At 60.0% G+C, this 25,007-nt stretch carries 22 protein-coding genes; 15 read left to right on the top strand and 7 right to left on the bottom strand.

Annotation, left to right across the window (positions count from 1 at the left end; genetic code table 11):
• Positions 1–177: 177 nt before the first annotated feature.
• Positions 178–1,467, top strand: coding sequence for a putative hydroxymethylpyrimidine transporter CytX (gene cytX, locus ALP40_RS23860; RefSeq protein WP_122210595.1), 1,290 nt, complete (start codon positions 178–180; stop codon positions 1,465–1,467).
• Here cytX and ALP40_RS23855 read toward each other — a convergent pair.
• A complete protein-coding gene (locus ALP40_RS23855) occupies positions 1,436–2,182 on the bottom strand; it encodes an RsiV family protein (RefSeq protein ID WP_122210594.1) in 747 nt (248 codons plus the stop codon). The genes cytX and ALP40_RS23855 overlap by 32 nt on opposite strands.
• A 208-nt stretch (positions 2,183–2,390) precedes the next feature.
• Between ALP40_RS23855 and ALP40_RS23850 the strand changes: the two genes are divergently transcribed.
• The 9 genes from ALP40_RS23850 to ALP40_RS23810 all read left to right on the top strand — a co-directional run bounded on the left by ALP40_RS23850 (position 2,391) and on the right by ALP40_RS23810 (position 12,024).
• Positions 2,391–3,008: an NUDIX domain-containing protein gene (locus ALP40_RS23850; protein ID WP_122210593.1), complete on the top strand. Its 618-nt coding sequence runs from the start codon at positions 2,391–2,393 to the stop codon at positions 3,006–3,008.
• Positions 2,999–3,451 (top strand): DUF1249 domain-containing protein, encoded by a 453-nt coding sequence (locus tag ALP40_RS23845; RefSeq protein ID WP_122210592.1) that lies wholly within the window; start codon positions 2,999–3,001, stop codon positions 3,449–3,451. Before ALP40_RS23850 ends, ALP40_RS23845 begins: the two co-directional genes overlap by 10 nt.
• Before the next feature lie 444 nt (positions 3,452–3,895).
• Positions 3,896–4,702, top strand: a complete 807-nt coding sequence (cpdA, locus tag ALP40_RS23840; protein WP_122210591.1) for a 3',5'-cyclic-AMP phosphodiesterase — start codon at positions 3,896–3,898, stop codon at positions 4,700–4,702.
• Between the two features lie 87 nt (positions 4,703–4,789).
• Complete coding sequence (locus ALP40_RS23835; RefSeq protein WP_122210590.1) at positions 4,790–5,407, top strand: YqiA/YcfP family alpha/beta fold hydrolase; 618 nt, start codon at positions 4,790–4,792, stop codon at positions 5,405–5,407.
• A 75-nt stretch (positions 5,408–5,482) separates the two neighbouring features.
• Entirely contained in the window at positions 5,483–7,387 is a 1,905-nt protein-coding gene (gene parE / locus ALP40_RS23830; RefSeq protein ID WP_122210589.1) for a DNA topoisomerase IV subunit B, read from the top strand.
• Positions 7,384–8,361 carry an esterase-like activity of phytase family protein gene (locus tag ALP40_RS23825; protein ID WP_122210588.1) on the top strand — a complete coding sequence of 326 codons (978 nt, stop codon included), beginning with the start codon at positions 7,384–7,386 and terminating at the stop codon, positions 8,359–8,361. Before parE ends, ALP40_RS23825 begins: the two co-directional genes overlap by 4 nt.
• A gap of 38 nt (positions 8,362–8,399) precedes the next feature.
• On the top strand, positions 8,400–8,879 hold the full coding sequence (locus ALP40_RS23820) for a TIGR02281 family clan AA aspartic protease (RefSeq protein WP_181114598.1): 480 nt from the start codon (positions 8,400–8,402) through the stop codon (positions 8,877–8,879).
• A 10-nt stretch (positions 8,880–8,889) separates the two neighbouring features.
• Entirely contained in the window at positions 8,890–11,145 is a 2,256-nt protein-coding gene (gene parC, locus ALP40_RS23815) for a DNA topoisomerase IV subunit A (protein ID WP_122210586.1), read from the top strand.
• A gap of 183 nt (positions 11,146–11,328) precedes the next feature.
• Positions 11,329–12,024: a membrane integrity-associated transporter subunit PqiC gene (locus tag ALP40_RS23810; RefSeq protein WP_122210585.1), complete on the top strand. Its 696-nt coding sequence runs from the start codon at positions 11,329–11,331 to the stop codon at positions 12,022–12,024.
• Positions 12,025–12,202: 178 nt separating this feature from the next.
• Here the strand turns inward: ALP40_RS23810 and ALP40_RS23805 are convergent, their stop codons facing one another.
• Positions 12,203–13,756 (bottom strand): HAMP domain-containing protein, encoded by a 1,554-nt coding sequence (locus tag ALP40_RS23805; protein ID WP_122210584.1) that lies wholly within the window; start codon positions 13,754–13,756, stop codon positions 12,203–12,205.
• 130 nt (positions 13,757–13,886) lie between these two features.
• Between ALP40_RS23805 and serB the strand changes: the two genes are divergently transcribed.
• A complete protein-coding gene (gene serB / locus ALP40_RS23800; RefSeq protein WP_122210583.1) occupies positions 13,887–15,101 on the top strand; it encodes a phosphoserine phosphatase SerB in 1,215 nt (404 codons plus the stop codon).
• A 42-nt stretch (positions 15,102–15,143) separates the two neighbouring features.
• Here the strand turns inward: serB and ALP40_RS23795 are convergent, their stop codons facing one another.
• The 4 genes from ALP40_RS23795 to ALP40_RS23780 all read right to left on the bottom strand — a co-directional run bounded on the left by ALP40_RS23795 (position 15,144) and on the right by ALP40_RS23780 (position 20,435).
• Complete coding sequence (locus ALP40_RS23795; protein WP_122210762.1) at positions 15,144–16,928, bottom strand: molecular chaperone; 1,785 nt, start codon at positions 16,926–16,928, stop codon at positions 15,144–15,146.
• Between the two features lie 179 nt (positions 16,929–17,107).
• Entirely contained in the window at positions 17,108–17,980 is an 873-nt protein-coding gene (gene asd, locus ALP40_RS23790) for an archaetidylserine decarboxylase (protein ID WP_122210582.1), read from the bottom strand.
• A 61-nt stretch (positions 17,981–18,041) separates the two neighbouring features.
• Entirely contained in the window at positions 18,042–18,857 is an 816-nt protein-coding gene (rhdA, locus tag ALP40_RS23785; protein ID WP_122210581.1) for a thiosulfate sulfurtransferase, read from the bottom strand.
• A gap of 45 nt (positions 18,858–18,902) precedes the next feature.
• The gene (locus ALP40_RS23780; protein ID WP_122210580.1) at positions 18,903–20,435 is read right to left on the bottom strand and encodes an HDOD domain-containing protein; all 1,533 of its coding nucleotides are present in this window, start codon (positions 20,433–20,435) and stop codon (positions 18,903–18,905) included.
• Positions 20,436–20,642: 207 nt separating this feature from the next.
• On the opposite strand from ALP40_RS23780, the gene motA reads away from it, so the two are divergent.
• The gene (motA, locus tag ALP40_RS23775) at positions 20,643–21,494 is read left to right on the top strand and encodes a flagellar motor stator protein MotA (protein ID WP_004883544.1); all 852 of its coding nucleotides are present in this window, start codon (positions 20,643–20,645) and stop codon (positions 21,492–21,494) included.
• 3 nt (positions 21,495–21,497) lie between these two features.
• Positions 21,498–22,529, top strand: coding sequence for a flagellar motor protein MotB (motB, locus tag ALP40_RS23770; protein ID WP_122210579.1), 1,032 nt, complete (start codon positions 21,498–21,500; stop codon positions 22,527–22,529).
• A 74-nt stretch (positions 22,530–22,603) separates the two neighbouring features.
• Here the strand turns inward: motB and rsgA are convergent, their stop codons facing one another.
• Positions 22,604–23,635: a small ribosomal subunit biogenesis GTPase RsgA gene (rsgA, locus tag ALP40_RS23765; protein WP_122210578.1), complete on the bottom strand. Its 1,032-nt coding sequence runs from the start codon at positions 23,633–23,635 to the stop codon at positions 22,604–22,606.
• A 108-nt stretch (positions 23,636–23,743) separates the two neighbouring features.
• Between rsgA and orn the strand changes: the two genes are divergently transcribed.
• Together orn and ALP40_RS23755 are read left to right on the top strand one after the other, a co-directional pair.
• Positions 23,744–24,277 carry an oligoribonuclease gene (gene orn / locus ALP40_RS23760; RefSeq protein WP_004883550.1) on the top strand — a complete coding sequence of 178 codons (534 nt, stop codon included), beginning with the start codon at positions 23,744–23,746 and terminating at the stop codon, positions 24,275–24,277.
• Positions 24,278–24,389: 112 nt separating this feature from the next.
• Complete coding sequence (locus ALP40_RS23755; RefSeq protein ID WP_122210577.1) at positions 24,390–25,001, top strand: trimeric intracellular cation channel family protein; 612 nt, start codon at positions 24,390–24,392, stop codon at positions 24,999–25,001.
• Positions 25,002–25,007: the final 6 nt, after the last annotated feature.

Here is a 25,007-nt window from a genome sequence, read left to right as displayed (position 1 = left end):
GAAGTGGGAGCGAGCTTGCTCGCGAAGAGGCCGTACGTTCCAGTTGAGGTGCTGTGTGTGAACTGGAGTCTTCGTGAGCAAGCTCACTCCCATGCACCTGCGTGGGAATGCCGCCTGGGAAGGTCCGCGTCCGAATCACAAGACGATACATCTCTTATTTCTTACCGAGTCAGAACCGTGAATACACCCGGCACTTATTCCCCCGATACACCCATCGCTGCCAGCCAGCGTGTGTTCGGCGGGCGCGATCTGTTTTCCCTGTGGTTCTCATTGGGCATCGGCCTGATGGTGTTGCAGACAGGTGCCTTACTGGCGCCTGGGCTGGGCATGTCCGGCGCGTTACTGGCGATCTTCCTCGGCACGCTGGTCGGCGTCGTGCTGCTGGCCTGCGTGGCGGTGATCGGCACGGACACCGGCCTGTCGTCGATGGCCGCACTGAAGCTCAGCCTCGGCAGCAAAGGCGCGTCGTTGCCAGCGCTGTTGAACCTCTTGCAACTGATCGGCTGGGGCTCGTTCGAGATCATTGTCATGCGTGATGCCGCCAGTCTGTTAGGCGCACGCGCTTTTGCAGAAGGCAGCCTATGGGCCAATCCGCTGCTCTGGACGCTGTTTTTCGGTGCGCTGGCGACCCTGTTGGCCGTCGGCGGGCCGTTGACCTTTGTGCGCCAGATTCTGCGCCGCTGGGGCATCTGGCTGTTACTCGCCGCCTGCTTGTGGCTGACCTGGAACCTGTTGACCAAGACCGACCTTGCCGCACTCTGGGCACGTACGGGTGACGGGTCGATGCCGTTTGCCGTGGGTTTCGATATCGCGATCGCCATGCCGCTTTCCTGGCTGCCACTGATTGCCGACTACTCCCGCTTCGGTCAGCGCGCACGCAACGTGTTCGGCGGTACGGCCGTGGGCTTTTTCATCGGTAATTTCTGGCTGATGGGGTTGGGCGTCGCCTACACCCTGGCGTTTGCGCCGAGTGGCGAAACCAATGCGCTGCTGTTGGCGCTGGCCGGGGCGGGTCTGGGGATTCCGTTGCTGTTGATTCTGCTGGACGAGTCGGAGAACGCGTTCGCTGACATTCACTCGGCAGCGGTTTCGACAGCGTTGCTGACACGGGTCAAGGTTGAGCACCTGGCGCTGTTCATCGGCATCGTCTGCACGCTGATCGCCTGCCTCGCACCGTTGGCGCAGTACCAGAATTTTCTGCTGTTGATCGGTTCGGTGTTCGCGCCGCTGTTCGGCGTGGTGCTGGTGGATCACTTCATCCTGCGTCGTCGCGGCAGTCAGGCGGTGGCGAGTGGCTTGCGCTGGATGAGTCTGCTGGCCTGGCTGGGCGGTATCAGCACGTACCACCTGCTGGCCAATCTGTACCCGGATGTCGGCGCAACACTGCCAGCGCTCATGGTCGCTGGCGTGTTGCAGCTGCTGATTGGCCGTGCGATTAACCGCGGCCGGGGAACAGTTCCGGCTTGAGGATGCCATTGAGCTGAGGGTAAGGAATCTTCAGCTCGATGTGGCCCATCGAATAAGGCGCAATGGTTTCCACCGGGTACTTGAGAATCAGGGCACCGTAGGTCAGCGCGATGTGCGGGGTGCGCTTGAACGGCCAGGTCTGTACGAAACTGGCGTCTTCAATCATCTTGCTCGACACTAGCCAGCCCTGATGAGCCAGTTCGGCTTTCTGCCAGAACTCCTGCTCCTTGCCCGGGATCACCATGTCGGCCAGTGTCAGGACTTTTTGCTGTTGGCGCGAATAGTTGATGAACGCCCGGCCGGGGTTGCCATGAGCGCCGCCAGCATCCAGATAACTGGAAAGCTCGACGACCACGATACCGTCATGCTGCTCGCGTACCTTGGCTTGCAGGTAGCTGCTGTTACGGCCCTGGGCGCGGCTTAAAAACTGCTCCTGATAGGCCTTGATTGACGCGGGCGGCGGCGTGCTGCTGTCGGCGACAGTCAGTTGCAGCAGCGTCTTCTGAACGATGGCGTCCAGCTTTGGTTCGTCAGGAAAATGCACGGTATCGATGTTCACCAGCGGGCAGTCGGCGGTGGTGCAACCCGGCTTGATCAGCTCGGAGGCATCACGCTGAACAGGCAACGGCGTGCGCATGTTGGGCGTGAAGAGGCTTTGGCAGGCGCCCAGCAACAGGGCCAGGCAAGCCAGTGAAGTGATCCTCAGTAACGACATGTTGATCCTTGGCAGAGTCAGTAAAGGCGGTCGTGTTGTGCGGTATGCAGGCTGGTTGGACTGCAAGCGTCCGGTTCGGTTCGCCACTGGGCGGATTAGAATTGTTTTACGTGGCAGCCGTCTACCTGCTTATTCAAGGGGGCTGCATCCAGTGGTCGATGCGCGTTAGGATGGTTGGGAGTTCAAGATAGCCGCAAGCGAGAAACCCATGACCCAGACCACCCGATCGGTACCGACGGCTTTTGAGATAACCCGGCGGGAAAACTGCTTTCAGGGCTTTTATAAACTCGACAAACTGTATTTGCGTCACGAACTGTTCGATGGCGGCACCAGCAAGGAAATCAGCCGCGAGCTGTTCGTTCGCCACGATGCCGTCTGCGTCCTGCCTTATGACGCCAAGCGTGATGAAGTGGTGCTGATCGAGCAGTTCCGGGTGGGCGCGGTCCAGAAGACCGGCAATCCCTGGCTGATCGAGTTGGTGGCTGGCCTGATCGACAAGGACGAGCAGCCGGAAGAAGTTGCTCATCGTGAGGCAGAGGAGGAAGCTGGCCTTGTGTTCGGTGCGCTTTGGCCGATTACCAAGTACTTCCCTTCACCCGGCGGCAGTGATGAATTCGTTCACCTGTTCATGGGGCAGTGCGACAGCCAGGGGGCGGGCGGCCTGCACGGGCTTGAATCCGAAGGTGAAGACATCCGCGTGACAGTCTGGTCGTTCGACGATGCGATGCAGGCCGTGGCTGACGGAAGAATCATAAACGCGGCAACGATCATCGCCTTGCAATGGCTGGCGTTGAACCGCGCTGAAATCAGGGGGTTATGGTCGTGAATCTACTGCGCGAGCGCTACCGTGTTGATCTTGCCGGGCTTCAGGCTGCGTGCGAGGCCAACTACGCGCGCTTGATGCGTTTGTTGCCGGACATGCGCAAAGAGCAGCGCTCACGCCGCGTTGCGGTGACGCAAGGTGACCAAATGCTCGGCGTGCTGGCGGTCGAGGTGCTGCTCGACTGCCCGTACACCACCACCCTGCAAGTGCGTCAGGAACACAGCCTGCCGTGGCTGCCGATACCCAGTCTGGAAGTGCAGGTCTACCACGACGCACGCATGGCCGAAGTCATTGGCGCCGAACACGCCCGTCGGTTTCGGGGGATTTATCCGTACCCCAACGCCGACATGCATCAGCCCGACGAAAAGGCCCAGCTCAACCTGTTTCTGGGTGAATGGCTGAGCCACTGTTTGGCGTGTGGGCATGAGTTTGAAGCGGTTCGCTGATTCATCTTTCGACACGTTTTAACCTGCTCCGCCGACCGATGCCGCTATCCCAGGGCGGCATTGTGCTGAATACGTTTCAGCCTTCAATCTTGAAATTTCCCGATACTTTTTGATGCTGGACGACCTCGCACCAGCGCTTAAACTCGCCGGCCGTTTTTCTTCTGTTTACGTTCAGCCAAGGTTTTCAGCCCGACTGAACCGCAATGCCCCAGCGCATGGATGCGTGATCACTGATACAGGGAGTTCACCAACTATGCCTTTTTTGCAGATTGGTTTGGCAAGTATGGCGTCGGGTGCTTTGATTGCACAGACAGTGGGAAAAGCTCGCGCCAAGAGCCAACGCATCCCCTGACATTCAGCAAATGTGACACACACCCACATTCCGGGTTTACCCGTATCGCTGGCCGTCACATAATCGCGCTGAATCCTTTCCAGGAGACGGCCTTGCCGAGCGCAGCCCCTTCATCGTCAGTTTTGCTGGTCCAGTTATCCGACAGCCACCTGTTTGCCGAGGCGGACGGCACGTTGCTGGGCATGAATACCCGTGACAGCCTGGAAAAGGTGGTCGAGCGGGTGCTGGCCGAGCAGTCGGATATCGATGTAGTGATTGCCAGTGGGGATATTTCCCAGGATGGCAGCGTGGAGTCGTATGAGGCGTTTCGTCGGATAAGCGAGCAGATTAAAGCGCCTGCACGCTGGTTTGCCGGCAACCACGATGAGCTGCCGCAGATGGAACAGGTGGCGCAGGGGGCCGGGTTGCTGGAACCGGTGCTGGATATTGGCCAGTGGCGGGTGACGTTGCTGGATTCGGCGGTGCCGGGTTCGGTGCCGGGGTTTCTGGCGGACTCGCAATTGAAACTGCTGGAACGGTCCCTGAGCGAAGCGCCGGACCGCCATCATCTGGTCTGCCTGCACCACCACCCGGTGGCGATCGGCTGTGAATGGATGGCGCCCATCGGACTGCGCAATGCCGACGCGTTTTTTGCGATTGTGGATCGATTCCCGCAGGCCCGTGCCGTGCTCTGGGGCCACGTGCATCAGGAATTCGACCAGATGCGTCAGCGCGTGCGGTTGCTGGCTTCACCCTCGACCTGCATTCAGTTTGCGCCGGGCAGCGAAGACTTCGCGCTGGACACTCTCGCGCCAGGCTATAGATGGCTAAGGCTGCATGACGACGGACACCTTGAAACCGGCGTTTCCCGGGTCGTCGGGATGGCGTTCGACGTCGATTATGGCGGCACGGGCTATTAATCGTCGTACGTAACTATTTCCAGTAAGGTGTTGTCGCGTTAGTCCCTGTAAACTGCGCGGCTTTGCTTTGCACCCAGGAGCGGCAGCGTGACCAGCGAAACCCCCTCATTGCTGTACATTCATGGCCTGAACAGTTCGGCGCAGTCGAAAAAGGCCTGCCAGTTGCTTGCGTTGATGAAATCGCTGGGCCTCGCTGAACGGCTGCAAGTCCCTGAACTGCATCATCATCCGCGTCAGGCCATGATCCAGCTGGCATCGGCCATCGATGCGCTGGGTCGGCCTTTGCTGGTCGGCAGCTCGCTCGGCGGCTACTATGCGACTCATTTGGCGCAGCGCCACGGCCTAAAGGCAGTCCTGATCAACCCGGCCGTCAACCCGCATCAGCTGTTCGACGGTTTTCTCGGTGTACAGCAGAACCTGTACACCGGCGAGCAATGGCAACTGACCCAAGACCATATTGACGCGCTGGCGGCGCTGGAAGTACCTGCCCCCCAAGACCCGCAGCAGATTCAGGTCTGGCTGCAGACGGGCGATGAGACGCTGGATTATCGCCGCGCCCAGGCTTTTTACCGGGCCTGCGCGTTGCGTATCCAGCCCGGTGGCGACCACAGCTATCAAGGGTTTGCCGAGCAGTTGCCCGCGCTGTTGAGTTTTGCCGGTTTTGCGCCCGGTCTGTTGCAGGGAATCGATCTTTCCGCGCTGTAAGTGACTGAATGCCAGCGACAGCAGTACAACACGTTGAACACCTGAAATTTAATGCACGATTGATAACGAGAACCTATGGCCAATCCCAGCGCTAGCTCTTATAACGCAGACGCCATCGAAGTCCTCTCGGGCCTCGATCCGGTTCGCAAACGTCCGGGCATGTACACCGACACCTCGCGGCCCAACCACCTGGCCCAGGAAGTCATCGACAACAGTGTCGACGAAGCGCTGGCAGGGCATGCCAGGTCGGTACAGGTCATTCTGCACGCCGATAACTCCCTTGAAGTGTCCGACGACGGTCGTGGCATGCCGGTGGACATTCACCCGGAAGAGGGCGTGTCGGGCGTCGAACTGATCCTCACCAAGCTTCACGCAGGCGGCAAGTTCTCCAACAAGAACTACCAGTTCTCCGGCGGCTTGCACGGCGTGGGGATTTCTGTGGTCAACGCGCTTTCCACCCAGGTTCGGGTGCGGGTCAAGCGTGATGGCAATGAATACGAAATGACCTTCGCCGATGGCTTCAAGGCTACCGAGCTGTCCGTTATTGGTACGGTCGGCAAGCGCAATACCGGCACCAGCGTCTATTTCGCGCCGGATCCGAAGTACTTTGATACCCCGAAATTTTCGGTCAGCCGCCTCAAGCATGTGCTCAAGGCCAAGGCCGTTTTGTGTCCGGGCCTGTTGGTCAGCTTCGAAGACAAAGCGACTGGCGAGAAGGTCGAGTGGCATTACGAAGACGGTCTGCGCTCCTACCTGCAGGATTCGGTCACCGAATTCCTGCGCCTGCCGGACGAGCCCTTCTGTGGCAGCTTTGCCGGTAATAAAGAGGCAGTCGATTGGGCCTTGCTCTGGTTGCCGGAAGGCGGCGACAGCGTTCAGGAAAGCTACGTCAACCTGATCCCGACCGCGCAGGGCGGTACCCATGTCAATGGTCTGCGTCAGGGTTTGCTGGATGCGATGCGCGAGTTCTGCGAGTTCCGCAACCTGCTGCCGCGCGGCGTGAAGCTGGCCCCGGAAGACGTCTGGGAGCGCATCGCGTTCGTATTGTCGATGAAAATGCAGGAGCCTCAGTTCTCCGGTCAGACCAAAGAGCGTCTGTCGTCCCGCGAAGCGGCGGCGTTTGTGTCCGGTGTCGTGAAGGACGCGTTCAGCCTGTGGCTCAACACTCACTCCGAGCTGGGCCTGCAACTGGCCGATCTGGCGATCAATAACGCCGGTCGTCGCCTCAAGGCCAGCAAGAAAGTCGAGCGCAAGCGCATCACGCAAGGTCCGGCGCTGCCCGGCAAGCTGGCTGATTGCGCAGGACAGGATCCGGCGCGCTCCGAGCTGTTTCTGGTCGAGGGTGATTCTGCGGGTGGCTCGGCCAAGCAGGCACGCGACAAGGAATTCCAGGCGATCCTGCCCCTGCGTGGCAAGATTCTGAATACGTGGGAAGTGGACGGCGGCGAAGTGCTTGCCAGCCAGGAAGTGCATAACATTGCCGTTGCCATCGGTGTCGATCCGGGTGCGGCCGACATCAGTCAGCTGCGCTACGGCAAAATTTGCATCCTGGCCGACGCCGACTCGGACGGTCTGCACATCGCAACCCTGCTGTGCGCACTGTTCGTTCAGCACTTCCGGCCGCTGGTGGACGCCGGTCACGTGTACGTGGCCATGCCGCCGCTGTACCGCATCGACCTGGGTAAGGAAATCTATTACGCGCTGGACGAAAGCGAGCGCGACGGGATTCTTGACCGTTTGGTAGCCGAGAAGAAACGCGGCAAGCCGCAGGTCACGCGATTCAAAGGCCTGGGCGAGATGAACCCGCCTCAGTTGCGTGAAACCACGATGGACCCGAACACCCGGCGTCTGGTGCAGCTCACGCTGGACGATTACGCCGCGACATCGGAAATCATGGACATGCTGCTGGCCAAAAAGCGCGCAGGTGACCGCAAGACCTGGCTCGAATCGAAGGGCAACCTGGCCGAGGTCATGATTTGATACGAGCCTGGCTCGCTGCCCTGTCCCTGGTGGTTGCGCCGGTTTTTGCGGCGCCGCTCGAGTCCCTGGCGTTGCAATCCGAGCATCCGGTAGACGGCATGGTCGGCGGCAATCTGTCGGGTCTTGCGTCGTGCAATGGCCAGCTATGGACAGTCTCCGACCGTGACGACAACCTGCTCTACAGTCTCGATGTGTCTGATCGCGTCTGGAAGGCCGAGCCCCATGTCATGGCTATGCCTGCGCCGCAGAGCTATCTGCCGCTGAGCCTGCGCACACTGGCCTACCTGTCGTCGATCGTGCGCGGCGGAAACATGGATTTCGAAGGCGTCAGTTGCGACGCGCAGGGCAACCGGTATCTGGTCAGCGAGGCTTACGGCACGGTGTTGAAAGTCCCGGTCAACGGTACGCCCGCGTGGCTGCCATTGCCTGCAGCGCTGGTAGAACAGGCACGCGCCAACGGTATGTTGCAGAACTTCAACGCGATTTTCGAAGGCATTGCGGTGAATGCTGAAGGCGACCGGGTATGGCTGGCCGCCGAGCGCGAAAAACGCGGGTTGCTGGTGGTGCGGCGTGACCAGGATCAATGGACCTGCGGCAAGAGTTGCGTGCTGCTGGCCGAAGCCGGGAAAGACACATTGCCCCCGGAGCAGAAGGGTAAAAAGGTCTCGACAGATTTTTCGGACATCTCGCTGTATAACGGCAAGCTGTTCACCCTGGAGCGCTCGGTGTATCGCATCTGTCGGCGTGATCTGGAAACCGGTGCACTCGAGCGTTGCTGGTCGTTTTCCAAGGAAGCCATGCTGCCGTCACGTCGCTATGATCAGCCTTATGGGCTGACCGAGGCGCTGGTCGTGGATGAGACGGGTGCCTGGGTCGGCATCGACAACAATTTTGGTGCCCGCGCCGATGGTGAAACGCGCCCGATCGTGTGGCGTTTCGCTGCACCTGCGGCGGGCTGGAGTGACGGCCAGTGACGCAGGCGGTGCCCGGCAAGCGTGCTGGCAAAGTCCTGATGATCGTAGCGTGGGCGGCCGGAATCTTTCTGGCCACGCGTTTTTTTGGCGACTGGGAAGACAAGCAGCAGAACCCCAACACCGTGGTTTCTTCGCAGCACGGCGACGGGTATATCGAAGTGAAACTGGCGGGCAATCGTCAGGGGCACTTCGTCAGTACCGGCCAGATCAACGGCCGGACAGTGGAGTTCATGATCGACACCGGGGCGACAGACGTCGCCATTCCCGGTGACATGGCCGACAGCCTCGGCCTGAAACGGGGTCTGCCGGTGATGGTCAGCACGGCCAACGGCAACAGTCAGGGTTTTCGGACCTCGCTCGACCGGCTGCAACTGGGCGACATCGTACTGACCCATGTGCGCGCGTTGGTAGCGCCGGGGCTAGAAGGCGATCAGGTGCTGCTGGGCATGAGTGCAATGAAACAACTCGAATTCACACAGCGTGGCGGCAATTTGCTGCTGCGCCAGTCAACACAATGATGAGGCCCGCATGAGCGACTCCCTTGACCTCAGCCTGGATGGCGTAGAACGCCGCTCGCTGGCTGACTTCACCGAACAGGCCTACCTCAACTATTCCATGTACGTGATCATGGACCGTGCCTTGCCGCATATCGGCGACGGCCTGAAGCCTGTGCAGCGCCGTATTATCTACGCCATGAGCGAGCTGGGCCTGGGCGCGGATGCCAAGCACAAGAAGTCGGCGCGTACCGTCGGTGACGTGCTCGGTAAATTCCACCCCCACGGCGATTCGGCCTGCTACGAAGCCATGGTGCTGATGGCCCAGCCGTTCAGCTACCGCTACACGCTGGTAGACGGCCAGGGCAACTGGGGTGCGCCGGACGACCCCAAGTCCTTCGCCGCCATGCGTTACACCGAGGCGCGCCTGTCGCGCTATTCCGAAGTGCTGCTCAGCGAGCTGGGCCAAGGCACTGCTGACTGGGTGCCGAATTTTGACGGTACGCTTGACGAACCGGCGGTTTTGCCTGCACGTTTGCCGAATATTCTGCTCAATGGCACCACCGGCATCGCCGTGGGCATGGCCACTGACGTACCGCCGCACAATCTGCGTGAAGTCGCCAGCGCCTGCGTTCACTTGCTGGATGAGCCCAAGGCGACGATTCAAGAGCTGTGTGAGCATATTTTGGGGCCGGATTACCCGACCGAAGCTGAAATCATCACGCCTCGCGCCGATCTGCTGAAAATCTACGAAACCGGTCGCGGTTCGGTGCGCATGCGTGCTGTGTATCGCATCGAAGATGGCGACATCGTGGTCACTTCGCTGCCGCATCAGGTGTCCGGCGCTAAAGTGCTGGAGCAGATTGCTGCCCAGATGCAGGCCAAGAAGCTGCCGATGGTGGCGGACCTGCGTGACGAGTCGGACCACGAAAACCCGTGCCGCATTGTGATCATCCCGCGCTCGAACCGCGTTGAACTTGATGAGTTGATGCAGCACCTGTTTGCGACCACCGAGCTTGAGTCCAGCTATCGGGTCAATATCAACATCATCGGTCTGGACGGCAAGCCGCAGCTCAAGAACCTCAAGACGCTGCTCAGCGAGTGGCTGACCTTCCGCATCGGTACAGTGCGCCGTCGCCTGCAATTCCGTCTGGACAAGGTCGAGCATCGCCTGCACCTGTTGGACGGTTTGCTGACCGCTTACCTGAACCTGGATGAAGTGATTCATATCATCCGCACGGCCGAGCACCCCAAGGCCGAGCTGATTGCTCGCTTTGATCTGTCGGAAATCCAGGCCGACTACATCCTCGACACCCGTTTGCGTCAATTGGCGCGTCTGGAAGAGATGAAGCTGCGTAGCGAGCAAGACGCGCTGCGCAAGGAGCAGGCCAAGCTGCAGGCGCTGCTGGGCAGTGAGTCCAAGCTGCGCAAGCTGGTGCGTTCCGAACTGATTGCCGATGCTGAAACCTATGGCGATGATCGTCGCTCGCCTATCGTGGCGCGTGCAGAGGCCAAGGCGCTGTCCGAAAACGAATTGATGCCGACCGAGCCGGTCACGGTCGTTCTGTCCGAGAAAGGCTGGGTGCGTTGCGCCAAGGGGCACGACATCGATGCCACCGGGCTCTCCTATAAAGCGGGTGACGGCTTCAAGACCTCGGCCATTGGCCGCTCCAATCAATTTGCAGTGTTCATCGACTCGACCGGGCGCAGCTATTCGGTTGCTGCCCACACGCTGCCGTCCGCACGGGGCCAGGGTGAGCCGCTCACCGGCAAGCTGCAGCCACCGCCGGGCGCGACCTTTGAGTGCGTGTTGCTGCCTGACGACGATGCGTTGTATGTCATCGCCTCGGATGCCGGCTACGGGTTCGTCGTGAAAGGTGAGGATTTGCAGGCCAAGAACAAGGCGGGCAAGGCCCTGCTCAGCCTGCCGGCCGGCGCCAAGGTCATTCTGCCCCGACCTGTCACAGACCGGGAGCAGAACTGGCTGGCGGCCGTGACGACGGAGGGTCGTCTGCTGGTGTTCAAGATCAGCGACCTGCCGCAGTTGGGCAAAGGCAAGGGCAACAAGATCATCGGCATTCCCGGCGAGCGAGTGGCCAGTCGTGAAGAATACGTCACCGACCTGGCAGTCATCGCACAAGGCGCTACGCTGGTTCTTCAGGCGGGCAAACGCACGTTGTCGCTCAAGCCTGAAGACCTTGAGCATTACAAGGGCGAACGTGGCCGTCGTGGCAATAAGCTCCCGCGTGGCTTCCAGAGGGTCGATGGCCTGCTGGTGGAAAATAGCTGAAAACGTTGATCTGACGCTGGTGTTCTTCGTTTTGCCATGAAGTACGATGCATAATCGCTGGAGTCATGGCGAATATTCACGGATGATATGGGGTCTTGGGGCGCAAGCGTGGCGCAGTGCCTGCATGGGTCTGGAAGTTATTTATACTGTGGCTTCCCGTGGGGCAGCCACCTGGATGGGACGATGAATTTTCTACGCCTTCCCCTTGTCCTGTTGATGACTGGCGTCCTGGGTCTGGCTGGTTGCAGTGTCAACCAGCCGACCGCGCTTTATCAACTCGACAGCGGTGAGCCTGGTCAGCCGAAACAGAGTAGTGGTCTGGCAGTCTTGCTGGGCCCTGTTTCGGTGGCCGACTACCTGCAACGCGAAACCCTTCTGCAACGACAGCCTGATGGCACCCTGACCGCTTCGCCCGATGGGCGCTGGGCGGGCAATCTGTCATCGGACATTGATCAATTGCTGTTACGCCAAATCGCCTGGAAACTGGACAGTCAGCGCGTTGTGCTGGCACCAGCCGTTGCCAACTTCTCGCCTGATGTTCAGGTGGTGTTGTCGATCACCCGTCTGGACTCCGGTGCCAAACAGCCTGCTGTGCTGGATGCGCAGTGGCGCTTGCTGGACCGCAAGGGCCACGTTCGTGACAGCCGACTGGTCCATCTTGAGCAGGTCCATGCCGGTAGCTCGTCCGATCAGGTGAAGGCGCAAGGCATTCTGTTGCAGCGTCTGGCCGATCAGGTTAGCACGGCGATCAAACCGATTTCCTGGCAGCCGCTCGAAGAACCGAAGAAGGCCCCGGTGGCCCGCGCCAAAGAGCCCGACAAGCCTCGTATCCCGATGGCTTCGCCAATCCGTACCGATCTGGAAGTGTTCCGCTTCTAACGCTCAGATAACAAAAAGCCCGCAGCGATGCGGGCTTTTTGTTGGGCGTCGTTCTGACACTGATAGGCACTTGTGAATGTGACGCAGGCCTACGCGGCAAGAAACCGTGGGAGCGAGCAAGCTCGCTCTCACAAAGATCACCGCCGCTCAGGACGCTCTGCGTCTGCTCTGGCGTTTGTCAGACCTTGTTCGTCTCGTGCATGCGCGCCAGTTGGCGTTCAAGCATGGACGGGTAGGGCTCCATCAGGCGCTCTACGCAGCAAGCGCCTTCGGGGCTGGCGATGGGGCGGATGCGGGCACGCTGGCGGATGAGGGCATCGTCGTTGACCTTGCGCTCGACCAGCAGTAGGTTGCGGCTGTGTTGCGACAGCGCCAATGCGTCCTGTGCGGTTTCGGTCAGCAGCAGATCAATCTGGCTCAGGCCGCTCAGGCCCTCGCCTAATGTCAGACCCAGTTGCAGTTGCAAGGTGATGCCGCTGTCGGCCACTTCAATCTGCAAGGCATGACTCAGTGCGCGCAGCAGCTCACCGCAGCAAATCGCGTTGGTCAGGTAGTCTTCGCCGCTTTCCTCGCTGTGGAACAGCATCAGGGTGCTGCCGTCGTTCAGGGTGTGCAGCTCGCTCTCGTACAACGAGGCTGCCTGATCAAGGCAGTCACGGTAGCGTTGCAGCAACTCGGTCAGGCGTGCGCGAGGCAGGCGGCGCAATTGGTCCTGCGCACCCAGCTGTACGGCCAGAACGGCACTCGGCTGCGGCTCGCGGGACACTACCGGCGCCGCAACAGTGCGAGCACTTGGCGCTGCACCTGTGTCTTCTGACGTGCTGCGCAACTCGGCGAACGGGTCATCGCCGTCGTCTTCTTCATCTTCTTCGGCAACGATGCGACGCTGCACCGGTGGCGCAGGCAGCCGAGGCTTGGCCACTGGCGCAGTGTCGCGCGCAGAGAAAGACGGGCTCGGTTTTTCTTCCGGCTCAAGGTACGGGTCCTCACCGTCGTCTTCTTCGTACTCGGGCTCCGGCACCGGCTCAGGTTCCGGAACAGGCGGCGCGAAAGAGGTGCGTAGCTGACGCGCAAGGTCGCCGATCTCATCCTGGCGATCAGTCGCAGGCGTGTACGGGTCGATGTCGCGCAGCCAGATCCGCATCTGCATCAGTGGCGTGGAAATATGCCGACCCAGACGCAAGCTCAGGGCCAGCGAGAGTGCCAGCAGAATCCCTGCCAATATGCCCATGCTTTGCAGGCTGATGGTCATGGGCTGCTGGAACTGCGACATGTCGAGGCTGATGCGCAGATGGCCCGCCATCACGTCCTGGAACGTGATTTTGATCTCGTACAGACCCTGTGCTTCACCCAGAAGCCCGTTTTTCGGGCGCTGGCCAGCCTCAGCGAGGATGCGGTTATCCACGCTGTAGATGGCGGCGTGCGCAACCAGCGGGTTCTTGACCAGATTGCCCAGCAGCACATTGAGACTGAGGATGTCGTTGGACACCAACAGCTCGGTGGCCGAGGTGGCGGTCTGGGTCGTAATGGCCTGCCCCAGCGCATCAGCCTGTTCATGCATGGCCTGCTTGAACTGCAGGCCCATGACACCGGCGTAGATCACCAGCGCCAACGCGACCAGGATCACGTTATGGCTGGCAATGCGCAAAGCAATCGGTACACGGCGATGACGCAGGGCACGAAAGATGAGCAGGAAGAAATTATCGGTTTTAACGGGCGTGGGCCGGTTCACAGAGCACGGCTCTTTCGAAGAAGTTGCCGCGCAGTATAACGACCGGCCCTGTAGCGGCAAAGCGCTGCCTGTGCCCGGTGGTCACTGAAAGTGGTTAGAATGCGGTTTTTTTCCACTGCGGGGGTGCGCCTTGCGCGAAATCGTCCTGATTAACATCACTGGCGTAGACCGTCCCGGTCTTACTGCGGCCATCACCGGCGTTCTCGCCCAGGGTGGCGTGAACATTCTCGATATTGGTCAGGCGGTGATTCACGACACCCTGTCATTCGGCATGCTGGTCGAAATTCCGGGCACCGAGCAGGGGTCTTCCGTCCTCAAGGACATCCTGTTCACCGCCTACAAGCTGGATCAGCAGGTGCGCTTCACGGCGGTGTCCGAAGAGGATTATCAACATTGGGTCGAAGGCCAGGGCAAGGCGCGTCATATCGTGACGTTGTTGACCCGCAAGGTGACCGCCGAGCAATTGCAATGCGTGAGTTCGATCACGGCCAAATATGGCTTGAATATCGATCAGATCGATCGCTTGTCCGGTCGCATGCCCCTCGATACGCCCGCCGATAAAGGCAAGGGTTGCATCGAGTTTTCCGTGCGCGGAGAGCCGGGTGACCTCAAAGCCATGCAGGCCGAGTTCCTCAGCGTGGCGCAGGACCTGAATGTCGATATCGCGTTTCAGCAGGATTCGCTGTTCAGGCGTAACCGCAGGCTGGCCGTGTTCGACATGGACTCGACCCTGATCGAAGCCGAAGTCATCGACGAGTTGGCCAAGGCCGCAGGCGTCGGGGAGCAGGTGTCGGAGATCACTGAACGAGCCATGCGTGGCGAACTGGATTTCAGCGCCAGCTTCAAGGAGCGTCTGGCTCTGCTCAAGGGGCTAGACGTCAGCGTGCTGGACGAAATCGGTGCATCGTTGCGCTTGACCGAAGGTGCCGAAACCCTGTTCGCCGAACTCAAGCGACTGGGTTACAAGACCGCGATTCTGTCCGGTGGCTTCACTTATTTTGCCAAGCAGCTGCAGGCCAAACTGGGTATCGACTACGTGTTTGCCAACGAGCTGGCAGTGGAAGATGGCAAGGTCACGGGCGTGGCCGTCGAGCCTATCGTCGATGCCAAGCGCAAGGCGGATCTGCTGCGTGAACTGGCTCACAAGGAAGGTCTGAGTCTTGAGCAGACGATTGCAGTAGGCGACGGTGCCAACGACTTGCCGATGCTGGCGATTGCGGGGCTGGGCGTTGCATTCCGCGCCAAGCCGCTGGTGAAGCAGTCGGCCAAACAGGCGATCTCGACCCTGGGTCTGGACGGGGTTCTGTATCTGTTGGGCTTCCGGGATCGCGAAGCACAACGCTGACCGCGTGCAGTACCGCCGTGATTGTTCAAGCGATTGCGGCGGCTACAGTGATCCCCACAACGAATCGAACTCCTGACCCGGCTTGGGCTTTTCGCTTTCCGCCGCCTTGGGCGCGTCGTAGATCTGGTACTCGAACTGGTTGTAGCTGGCGCTGCTGATGCGGCGATTGCTCAGCGTCGCACGTCGCTCTTCGCCACTGAAATTGATCATGACCTTGCTGTTTTCCTGAAACGGAAGACGGGGCGCGAGCACTGTCGCGGGCCTGTCCATCGCTCTGACTTCCGGCAGCATTAAGGTGCGCAAGTATTGGCTGTTCTGGGGTTCGCGAATCAACTGCATCCCGCAAGGCTGGGCAAAGGGTGCAATCAGCTCGATGCCCATTTGCGTTCCGCCACTGCGTACCTGCCTGACCCAACGAACGATCGCAATGCTCCAGCCCTGGCCGGAGTCGTCCTGAATGCCCACCAGTTCGCCGGCCTGCAACTGCTGAGGCACGTCCTTCGGCCACGCCAGGCAATAACCGCCAGGGCTGTGGTTGACGATGCTCAAGTCGAATGTCGGAAAGGTGTGCTGCGCGTTGGACGATGAATCGCCATCGCCATCGGTTTTCTGGTATTCGATTTCCTCATAGGGCAGCAGAACGGAAGACGTGTTGCCGCGCTGAGTGTCGAACGCCGACGACCAAGGGTCATCATCGTTCTCGTTGACCACCTTGAGCGCAAAGTCGGCAATGTGGCTGGCTGCGTTCAATTGCAGCAGTTCGCTGAATGATCTCTGGCCCGCCACGTAATAGTGCAGGGCGCTCATGCCGATGCACAACTTCAGCGTGCCTTGGCCAACGGTGCGCTGAAAGGTGCGCTCGGCCACATCACCCCAGGCCGCTGCCAGGTGCTGCAACAGATCCGTGTTGACGCCGGTCGGTATGAGCAATTGGGTAGGGCCGCGCTGGTTGTCCGGCAGGGCGAGGTAATGACTGATGGCATTCGCCAGCGCCAAGGGCTGGATCCCCAGCATCTTAGGCAACTGCTCGTCAGTGAACAGGGTGCGGTACAGCGGTGGTTTGTCAGCTGTCGGATCCAGTGCGAGCAGGCTCTGTTCGTCTGCTGGCAACTCCAGCGTTACCAGTGAACTCCAGGCTTCGAGTGCATCGGCCAGCTTGCCGATGTTCAACTGGCGCATCTGATTGCAGCGTGAACACCCCATCATCAAACCGATGATGTACGTCTGTTCGGGGCTGAGCGTCTTGACGTGATGAGCCAGGGGCTCGTCCACCGAGGTGCGGTGCAACTGAAATTGGCGAGCGATCTGGTAGAGCTGATGCAGTTCCAGCCAAAGGCCGTCCTGAACGGGACAATACAGTTGGTTGGCACGAATCAAAGGTCCGTTAAGTCCATGCAGCGCACGTTGCAGTGCGGTGGCCAACAGCGTGCTCTGATCCTTGCTGTAGCGTGGCGCAATGTGCTGAATGACTTGCTTGTAGCCGGTTGCCAGATGGTTCTGCAACGCCTGACACAGGTTGGCGACCTTGCGCGGACGCTCGTCGAGCACGATGGCTTGATTGAGGAAATGTCGCTCAAGGTGCTTGCAGACAAAATAGACCTCGGGACGCAACAGCTCCAGCATTTGGAGGCGGTTGTCGCTGGGGGTCATCAGTTGGTTGAGTTCTGTCAGCCCTTGATAAAGCTGGCGGGCCATCTCGCCCAGATTGGCTTTGGGCAGCCGGGAGATCCAGCGTTTGAGGTCGCGAGGCGTGGGTTCACAGAATGACAGGCTCGACTGCGTTGGCGTGGGGGCACGCAACAGCAGAGGAAGGCTCAAATTACTCATGTGACAGGCGAACTCCAACGACTCACTGGCCCGAACGGCGGCCTTCACATGGCAACCGGTCACATCCTGCACATTGATGTGTAACCCGGTGCCTATGAAAGTGCAACGTATCCTACGGCACCGATGGCCGGACTTTACCAGTATCGGGGCTAATGCGCAGCTATTATGGCCTCAGGCCATTAGACCTCTGAAAGCTGTGTCGGAACGCCGAGTGCCTGGCCCATCTGAACCTTGGAGAGGGCTTTCAGTGACTCGGACCATTTCACCTGGTTAGGTCCAAACAGCACGATGGCCGTGGAACCGAGCTTGAAACGGCCCATTTCGGCACCTTTTTCCAAATGGATCGGAGCGCGTGCAGCTTCGTCGTAGCTGAACGTCTTCAATTCGCGCTTGGGTGGCGTGACCAGCCCGGCCCAGACCGTCTCTACCGACGCAACGATCATTGCGCCCACCAGTACGACTGCCATCGGGCCTCGCTCGGTATCGAACAGGCACACGACACGTTCGTTGCGGGCGAACAGTTCAGGAACGTTTTCGGCCGTGGTCTGGTTGACTGAAAAGATTCGGCCTGGAACGTAGACCATCTCGCGCAGGGTGCCAGCCAGTGGCATATGGACGCGGTGATAGTCCTTCGGCGACAGGTAGACGGTCGCGAACTCACCGCCCATGAACGGGGCCGACAGTTTCGGATCGCCGCCCAGCAGTTCCAGCACGCTGAAGCTGTGGCCCTTGGCCTGGAAGATACGACCGTGATCGATCGAGCCCAACTGGCTGATCGTGCCGTCGGCAGGCGAAAGCACCGCTCCCGGGGAGGCGTCCAGTGGACGTGCATCGGCTTTGAGCGCGCGGGTGAAGAAGGCGTTGAAGTGCTCGTAAGCGGTCAGGTCTTCGACCAGCGCCTGCGACATGTCCACTTGATAGCGGCGAACGAACCAGGCGGTGAACGCGTTCTTGAACCAGGTCACGCGGCATTCGGCAACCAGGCCAGCCAAGCGCGACAGCAGGTGGTGGGGCAGCAGGTACTGACTGAGAATAAACAAACGATCTTTCATTGAGAGTCCTGAATCTTGATAGAGAAGCCGGCGGGGCTCACAACGATGAGCCTGGCCGTGGTCATTTTTCGACAGGTGTGTCCGGGTGATTGCCCCATTCGCCCCACGAGCCGGCGTACGCCTTGACCCTAGGGTAGCCCAGCGCTTTGGCCACTAGGTAGGTGAAGCCCGAGCGGTGATGGGTCTGGCAATGGGTAATCACTTCCTTGTCCGGGGTGATGCCCAGGTCTTTCAGAATCTTCGGCATGTCTTTGCGGATGCGCAGGTGGCGAGTCTTGTCCATGCCTGCGGTCCACTCGAAGTTGATAGCCCCCGGAACATGCCCGGCCTTGGCTGCCAACACTTTTTCGCCCGAGTACTCGGTCGGGCCGCGTGCGTCCCAGATCGCCAGGTCCGCAGCGCCCAGACGGCTTTGCAGGTACTCGCGGGTGGCTGTCGGTTCGTGGTTCACCTCAAGGGCCACCGGGCCGCCTGCCGCTGGCGGAACGTCTTGGGTCAGCGGCAACGACTGCGCTTCCCAGGCAAGCACGCCGCCGTCCAGGTAGTGATAACGATGATGACCAATGACATCCAGCAGCCAGATGAAACGACCGGCCCAGCCCCCACCCTCATCATCATAGACAACATAGACCGCGTCGGGGTTATGGCCCAGTTCGCCGAACAGCTTTTCCAGATCGGCGTGCGCAGGCAGCAGGCCCGGAGCAGGCGGCTGGCCCCATTGCGTGCGCTTGGGATCGACGAAGCGAGCGCTCGGGATATGCCCGGCCTCGTAACGGGCGCTGCTGGTCAGGTCCACCAGAATCAGTTCCGGGGCTTCAAGGCGCTCACGCAGATCGTTGGGCTCGATGATCAGCGGTAAGCCAGCGAATACGGACATTTGCAGCCTCCGATGTAAAGAAAGACGCGAATTGTACGCCAGCCCTCAGGCTTTGCGCTGACTAAAGATGCCCAGCGCCCGCTCAATACATTGCGCGGTTTTTCCGAATGCTTGAACGGAAATGTCTGACAGAACACCGCCGCCCTGATCGCCGATCACCAGCATCATGACTTTGCCATTGCTGCCCAGTGAGCGAATCAGCCAGTGCTGCCCGCTGAACAGGTTTCTAAGCGGCGCGGGCAGCAAAGCGGAAAACTGGGCGATGTTGGCGGGCGTCATGCGCAATTGAGTCGGTTGGGTCAAAAGCCGTTGCAGGACGGTGCTTTCCTTTAGGAACAGTTGCAGAGAAGCGGCCTCAGGCGGCAATCCGGCAGACTGATGCACGCGCAGCACAGCGCCCGTCTTGTCCAGCATCAGCAACATTACCCTCTGCATACCACAGGCGACAAACGCATCGCGTGCGGAAGTGGTCAGGTGGATGGCGTTGATGAAAGGCGTCGGGTCCTGCAGTAATTCGGCACATTGCTTGCGCCAGAGTTGCAGGGCGTCGGCCGAGGGCGGTGGTGCAGGTTCGTTGTCGCGTCTCACCCGGCGTGCATCCCAAGGCCAGATAAGCGATTCGGCCGGGTGCCACAGGTCCTTTTCATCATGCGAGCGTGCGCTGCTGGCCGCATTTTGATGGGCCTGCTGCTGCACTTCGCTCAGCGGCTGCTGCAAATAAAGGCTGGTCAAACGTTCCCAGCGCAAACAGTGCGGGCTGTCCCAGGCATGTTGAGCGGCGAGCGCGAGCCCGTTGCCCAGCAATACGGTATTGGCCGGCTGGTTCAGCCAGCGGCGCAGGTTCGGGTCGGCATCCATCAGCTGTTGTTGATGCAAAGGGTCGTCGTCACGCGCGATGCGCAGCACTTTGACCAGCTCTCGACGTTCGCCGAGCAGCAGTTTATAGCCACGCGTCACCCACACCGGGAGGCGCCAGAATTCGGCCAGTGCCAGGCCCAGCTCCAGCAGATTGACGCCGAACAGCTCCTTTTCAACGGTAATGCTGGAATGCCCTTTATGAATGACCCGAAGTTCCAGCTCTTCGAGCAGCTTGGGGTAGGCGAGGGCGATGGGCCAAAGCGGCGCGAGAAACAACAGGCTGCCCAAGTGAATGTCCTGCCACAAGCGCGCCAGACGGCTGGCGAACAAGCCGCTGGCCTGTTGTGTGGCGTGTTGGCTGATCAGGATCAGTTGCCGGAACGCCGCTGGAATCTCCTCGGGCGGCTTGGCGGGCAGGCGGCCCAGCAAGACTTCCGTGCGCGCCAGCCCCAGCCGGTTGATCGCGATTTCCAGGCTTTCGGCCTGCTCGGTGATCCCGTGCGTGTGGTGATTGGCTTCGCGCATCACGCTCAGTACCAGAGCTGGACTTTCCTGCATCATTTCCGCAATTTCACGCAGTGAGCGGCGACTGTCGTTCAGTGCTGCGCGGACGCGGTCGTGATTGGCTGCAGGCACTGGCAAGTCGACGCCATCGAGTAATCTGACCCAGGCGTCGAGCGTCTTTGGAACCGGCAGATGTGGAGCATGCGTTGTGGGCATTCGATGGCCTGTACAGCTGATTTTCGAGCTGGGAGGCTGCCAGCGTTCAGGGGCGCAACAGCCATTTTCGATTCCGCGATTCCGGGTCGAACTGGTTTTTTAGCGAGAACTGCCTATAGTCTGGCTCAGTTAGGCCGATAAGGAGAAGAAGAGTTTCAAGAACTTCCGGACTGTCCCTGAACCCGACTCAGTAAAGTATTTTCTCCTATGGCTAAAATTATCGGCATCATTGTCGTTTTCGCGAGTGTCCTCGGCGGATACGTCCTGTCTCACGGCAAGATCATGGCCCTGTTTCAGCCCTACGAAGTGTTGATCATCGGTGGCGCAGCGCTGGGTGCATTCCTTCAGGCCAACCCTGGCCACATGACGATGCACGTGTTCAAGAAGTCGCTGAAGATGTTCGGCACGCGCTTCACTCACGCCTATTACCTTGAGGTACTGGGCCTGGTTTACGAGATCCTCAACAAGAGCCGTCGTGAAGGCATGATGGCGATCGAGGGTGATATCGAGGAACCGGCTGCCAGCCCGATCTTCGCTAAATACCCTGGCGTGCTGAAAGATGAGCGCATGACGGCGTACATCTGCGATTACCTGCGCATCATGTCCTCGGGCAACATGGCTCCCCACGAGCTGGAAGGCCTGTTCGACATGGAATTGCTGAGCATGAAAGAAGAGCTCGAGCATCCGTCCCACGCCATCACCGGTATTGCCGACGGCATGCCCGGTTTCGGTATCGTCGCGGCAGTACTGGGTATCGTGGTCACGATGGCGTCCCTGGGGTCGGGCGACAAGGCGGCCATCGGTATGCACGTAGGTGCGGCACTGGTCGGTACGTTCTTCGGTATTCTCGCCGCTTACGGCTTCTTCGGTCCTCTGGCGACTTCCCTGGCCCACGATGCCAAGGAAGAAATGAACGTCTACGAATGCATCAAGGCGTCTCTGGTGGCTTCGGCCTCGGGCATGCCGCCTTCGCTGGCCGTCGAGTTCGGCCGCAAGGTCCTGTACCCGTTGCATCGCCCCAGCTTCAGCGAGCTGGAACAAGCGGTTCGCGGTCGCTAAGCCATGGAAAATAATCAGCCGATAATCATCAAGCGCGTCAAGCGCTTCGGTGGAGGGCATCACGGCGGCGCCTGGAAAATCGCCTTTGCCGACTTCGCGACGGCGATGATGGCGTTTTTTCTGGTGCTGTGGCTGATGTCGTCCGCAACGCCTGAACAGCTGATTGCAGTGGCTGGTTACTTCAAGGACCCGGTCGGGTTCTCTGACAGTGGCTCGCCGTACGTGATCGACCTGGGTGGCTCGCCCGAGATGTCGCCCAACCAGACCCTCAACCCCGAAGTGAAGACCACACCGTCTCCGGATACCGTGCCTATCGAGTCCGATAGTGCGGAGTCCAAGGCTGAGGAGGTCGAGCAGGAACGTCTGGAAATGCTCTTGCAGGAACTGCAGAACAAGGTTGAAGAAAACCCGCAACTGCAGAAATTCAAGGATCAGATTCTGTTCGAGATCACTCAGGACGGTCTGCGTATTCAGATTATGGATGCGGACAACCGACCGATGTTCGATTCTGGTAGTGCGCGTCTGAAACCGTATTTCGAAGACATCCTGCTGGCGATGGCGGACACGATCAAAAGTGTGCCCAACAAGACCAGCATCAGCGGCCATACCGACGCCACACCTTTTATAGGCAATGGCGGGTTTGGCAACTGGGAGCTGTCGGCCAACCGCGCTAACGCCGCACGCCGTGCGCTGGTTGCAGGCAGCTATCCGGATTCGCAGGTGGCACGAGTAGTCGGTTATGCATCATCGGCGCTGTATGACCGGGAGAACCCGACCAACCCTGTGAACCGCCGCATCGATATCGTCGTGCTGACCAAAAAGGCTCAAGCGCGTATCGAAGGGGCTCAAAACTCCGGTGGTGCGCCGCAAACGCCTGCGGAGCCCGCTGCTCCAGCAACGCCGGGTGCCGCACCGGGAACGTCGACCGCACCTGCGCCGGTCGATCCGCAAGCGTATGCTCAGCCTCATGAAATTCGGCAGAAGCTGAATATCTTCGAGCAGGGCACCTTGAAGGTCGAGCCGACGCAGAACTGAGCCGTAACGCACACAAAAATGCCGCGATCATCGCGGCATTTTTGTTTTCGACAGAAGGTCGTCTCAGGCAGCCATCAGTAGCTGTCTTCCGGCAGGCTGGCGATGATCGAACGATAGCTGTTCATGCGTTGCTGCTGCACGCGTCCGTCTTCCAGCCCCTTGAGCAAGGCACAGCCCGGCTCGCGGTCGTGTTTGCAATCGCGGAAGCGGCAGGTGCCGATCAGGTCGTTGAACTCGATGAAACCGGCTTCCACGTCGGCGCGGCTCACATGGCCCAGACCGAACTCGCGAATGCCCGGTGAGTCGATGAGATCGCCGCCTCGGGGGAAGTGGAACAGGCGTGCGGTGGTCGTGGTGTGCGTGCCTTGGCCGGACAGCTCGGACAAGGGCCCGACACGTGTGCCGACTTCGGGCAGCAGGCTGTTGACCAGCGACGACTTGCCCACACCGGACTGACCCACGAACACACTAATGTGGCCGTCCAGGCGCGCCTGTAACTGCTGCATGCCGTCGCCCTGGTGTGCAGACACTTCCAGCACCGGATAACCCAGCGTGCGATAGACCGCCAGCAGCGCATTGAGCGCAGGCGCGTTCTGCTCGTCGATCAGGTCGGCCTTGTTCAGCAGCAGCAGCGGATGAATCCCGGCATGCTCGGCAGCGACCAGATAACGGTCGATCAGGTTGGCGTGGGGTTCGGGCATGGGCGCGAAGACGATGACTATCAGGTCAACGTTGGCCGCGACAGGTTTGAGTTGGCCGCGTGAGTCCGGTCGGCACAGTTCGGTGGTGCGTGGCAATTGCGCGACGATCACGCCAATGCCTTGATTGCCGGCGCGCCACACGACGCGATCACCGGTGACAAGTGCGGGCAGGTTGGCGCGCAAATGACAGCGGAACACCTGGCCGATCTGTTCGCCTTCCTGGGCCTCGACTTCGACCTGAACGCCGAAGTGAGCGATCACCAGGCCGGTCTGTTCCGGGCCCAGATCACCGCCTTCCAGTGTTTCGAGCGCGACAGACTCGCGTTTCGCGGCGCGGGCAGCACGTTCGCCCTGAATCTTTTCGATGCGCCAGTTCTGACGACGATTGAGTTGGCGTTTGGCCATGGGTGTTCCGATGTGATGAAACTGATGAATAGGCAGTACGTTGAATCGGGCGGCAGTCTAGCACGGCCAGGTAAGCTAAACTGCGCGCCTACGCCGAGGAGTCGTCACATGCAGAACAAGCAGAACCTGATTTGGATCGATCTGGAAATGACCGGTCTGGACCCCGATACCGATGTCATCATCGAAATGGCCACGATCATCACCGATAGCGAGCTGAACACGCTGGCTGAGGGTCCTGTGCTTGCCATCCATCAGAGCGACGAAACGCTGGCACGGATGGACGAGTGGAATACTCGTCAGCACGGCGGATCGGGCCTGACCCAGCGCGTGCGTGAAAGCACGGTCACGATGGCGGACGCCGAAGCGCAGACACTGGCGTTCATCATGCAATGGGTGCCTGAGCGCAGTTCGCCGATCTGCGGCAACAGCATCTGTCAGGATCGTCGCTTCCTGTATCGCCACATGCCGACCCTGGAACACTACTTTCACTATCGCAACCTGGACGTCTCGACGCTCAAGGAACTGGCCGCGCGCTGGTCGCCAAACCTCAAGTTCCAGAAGGGCAGCACGCACCTGGCGCTGGACGACATTCGCGAATCGATCGCCGAACTGCGCTTTTACCGCGAGCACTTCATCAAGTAACTCGTGAGGTCCGTGCAGCGAACAAACCTTCGCTGCCCTCTTTCAGTGCATAAGCCTTTCGGCGCACAACGGCGCTGGTTAAACTGCGCGCCCTTGTCGCCGAGTCGTCACCATGTTGCTGATGCTTTATCTGATTGCCATCACTGCTGAAGCCATGACCGGCGCGCTGTCGGCCGGGCGACGCGGCATGGACTGGTTCGGCGTTGTGCTGATTGCTTGCGTCACGGCGCTGGGTGGCGGATCGGTGCGTGACGTACTGATCGGTCATTACCCGCTGACGTGGGTCAAGCACCCGGAATACCTGGTGCTGACCAGCATTGCGGCGCTGGTGACGATCTTTATCGCTCCGCTGATGCGCCACCTGCGCTCGCTGTTTCTGGTGCTCGATGCGCTGGGGCTGGTGGCTTTCACCCTGATCGGCTGCATGACTGCGCTGGAGGCCGGGCACGGCATGCTGATCGCCTCGGTGTGCGGCGTGATCACCGGCGTCTTTGGCGGCATCCTGCGGGACATTTTCTGCAACGACATCCCATTGATCTTCCGCCGCGAGTTGTACGCCAGCGTGTCATTCCTGGCGGCGTGGTGCTTTCTGTTGTGCGGGTATCTGGAACTGCCAGCCGAGCAAAGCGTGCTGATCACGCTGTTCGGGGGATTGCTGCTGCGCCTGCTGGCGATTCGGTTCCACTGGGAAATGCCCAAGTTCGTTTACAAGGATGAGCCTTGATCTGAT

Source organism: Pseudomonas viridiflava (genome assembly GCF_003702045.1).
Lineage (GTDB): Bacteria > Pseudomonadota > Gammaproteobacteria > Pseudomonadales > Pseudomonadaceae > Aquipseudomonas > Aquipseudomonas viridiflava_C.
The sequence above is the reverse complement of the archived record's forward strand: the minus strand, read 5'-3'. Positions and strand labels throughout refer to the sequence as shown.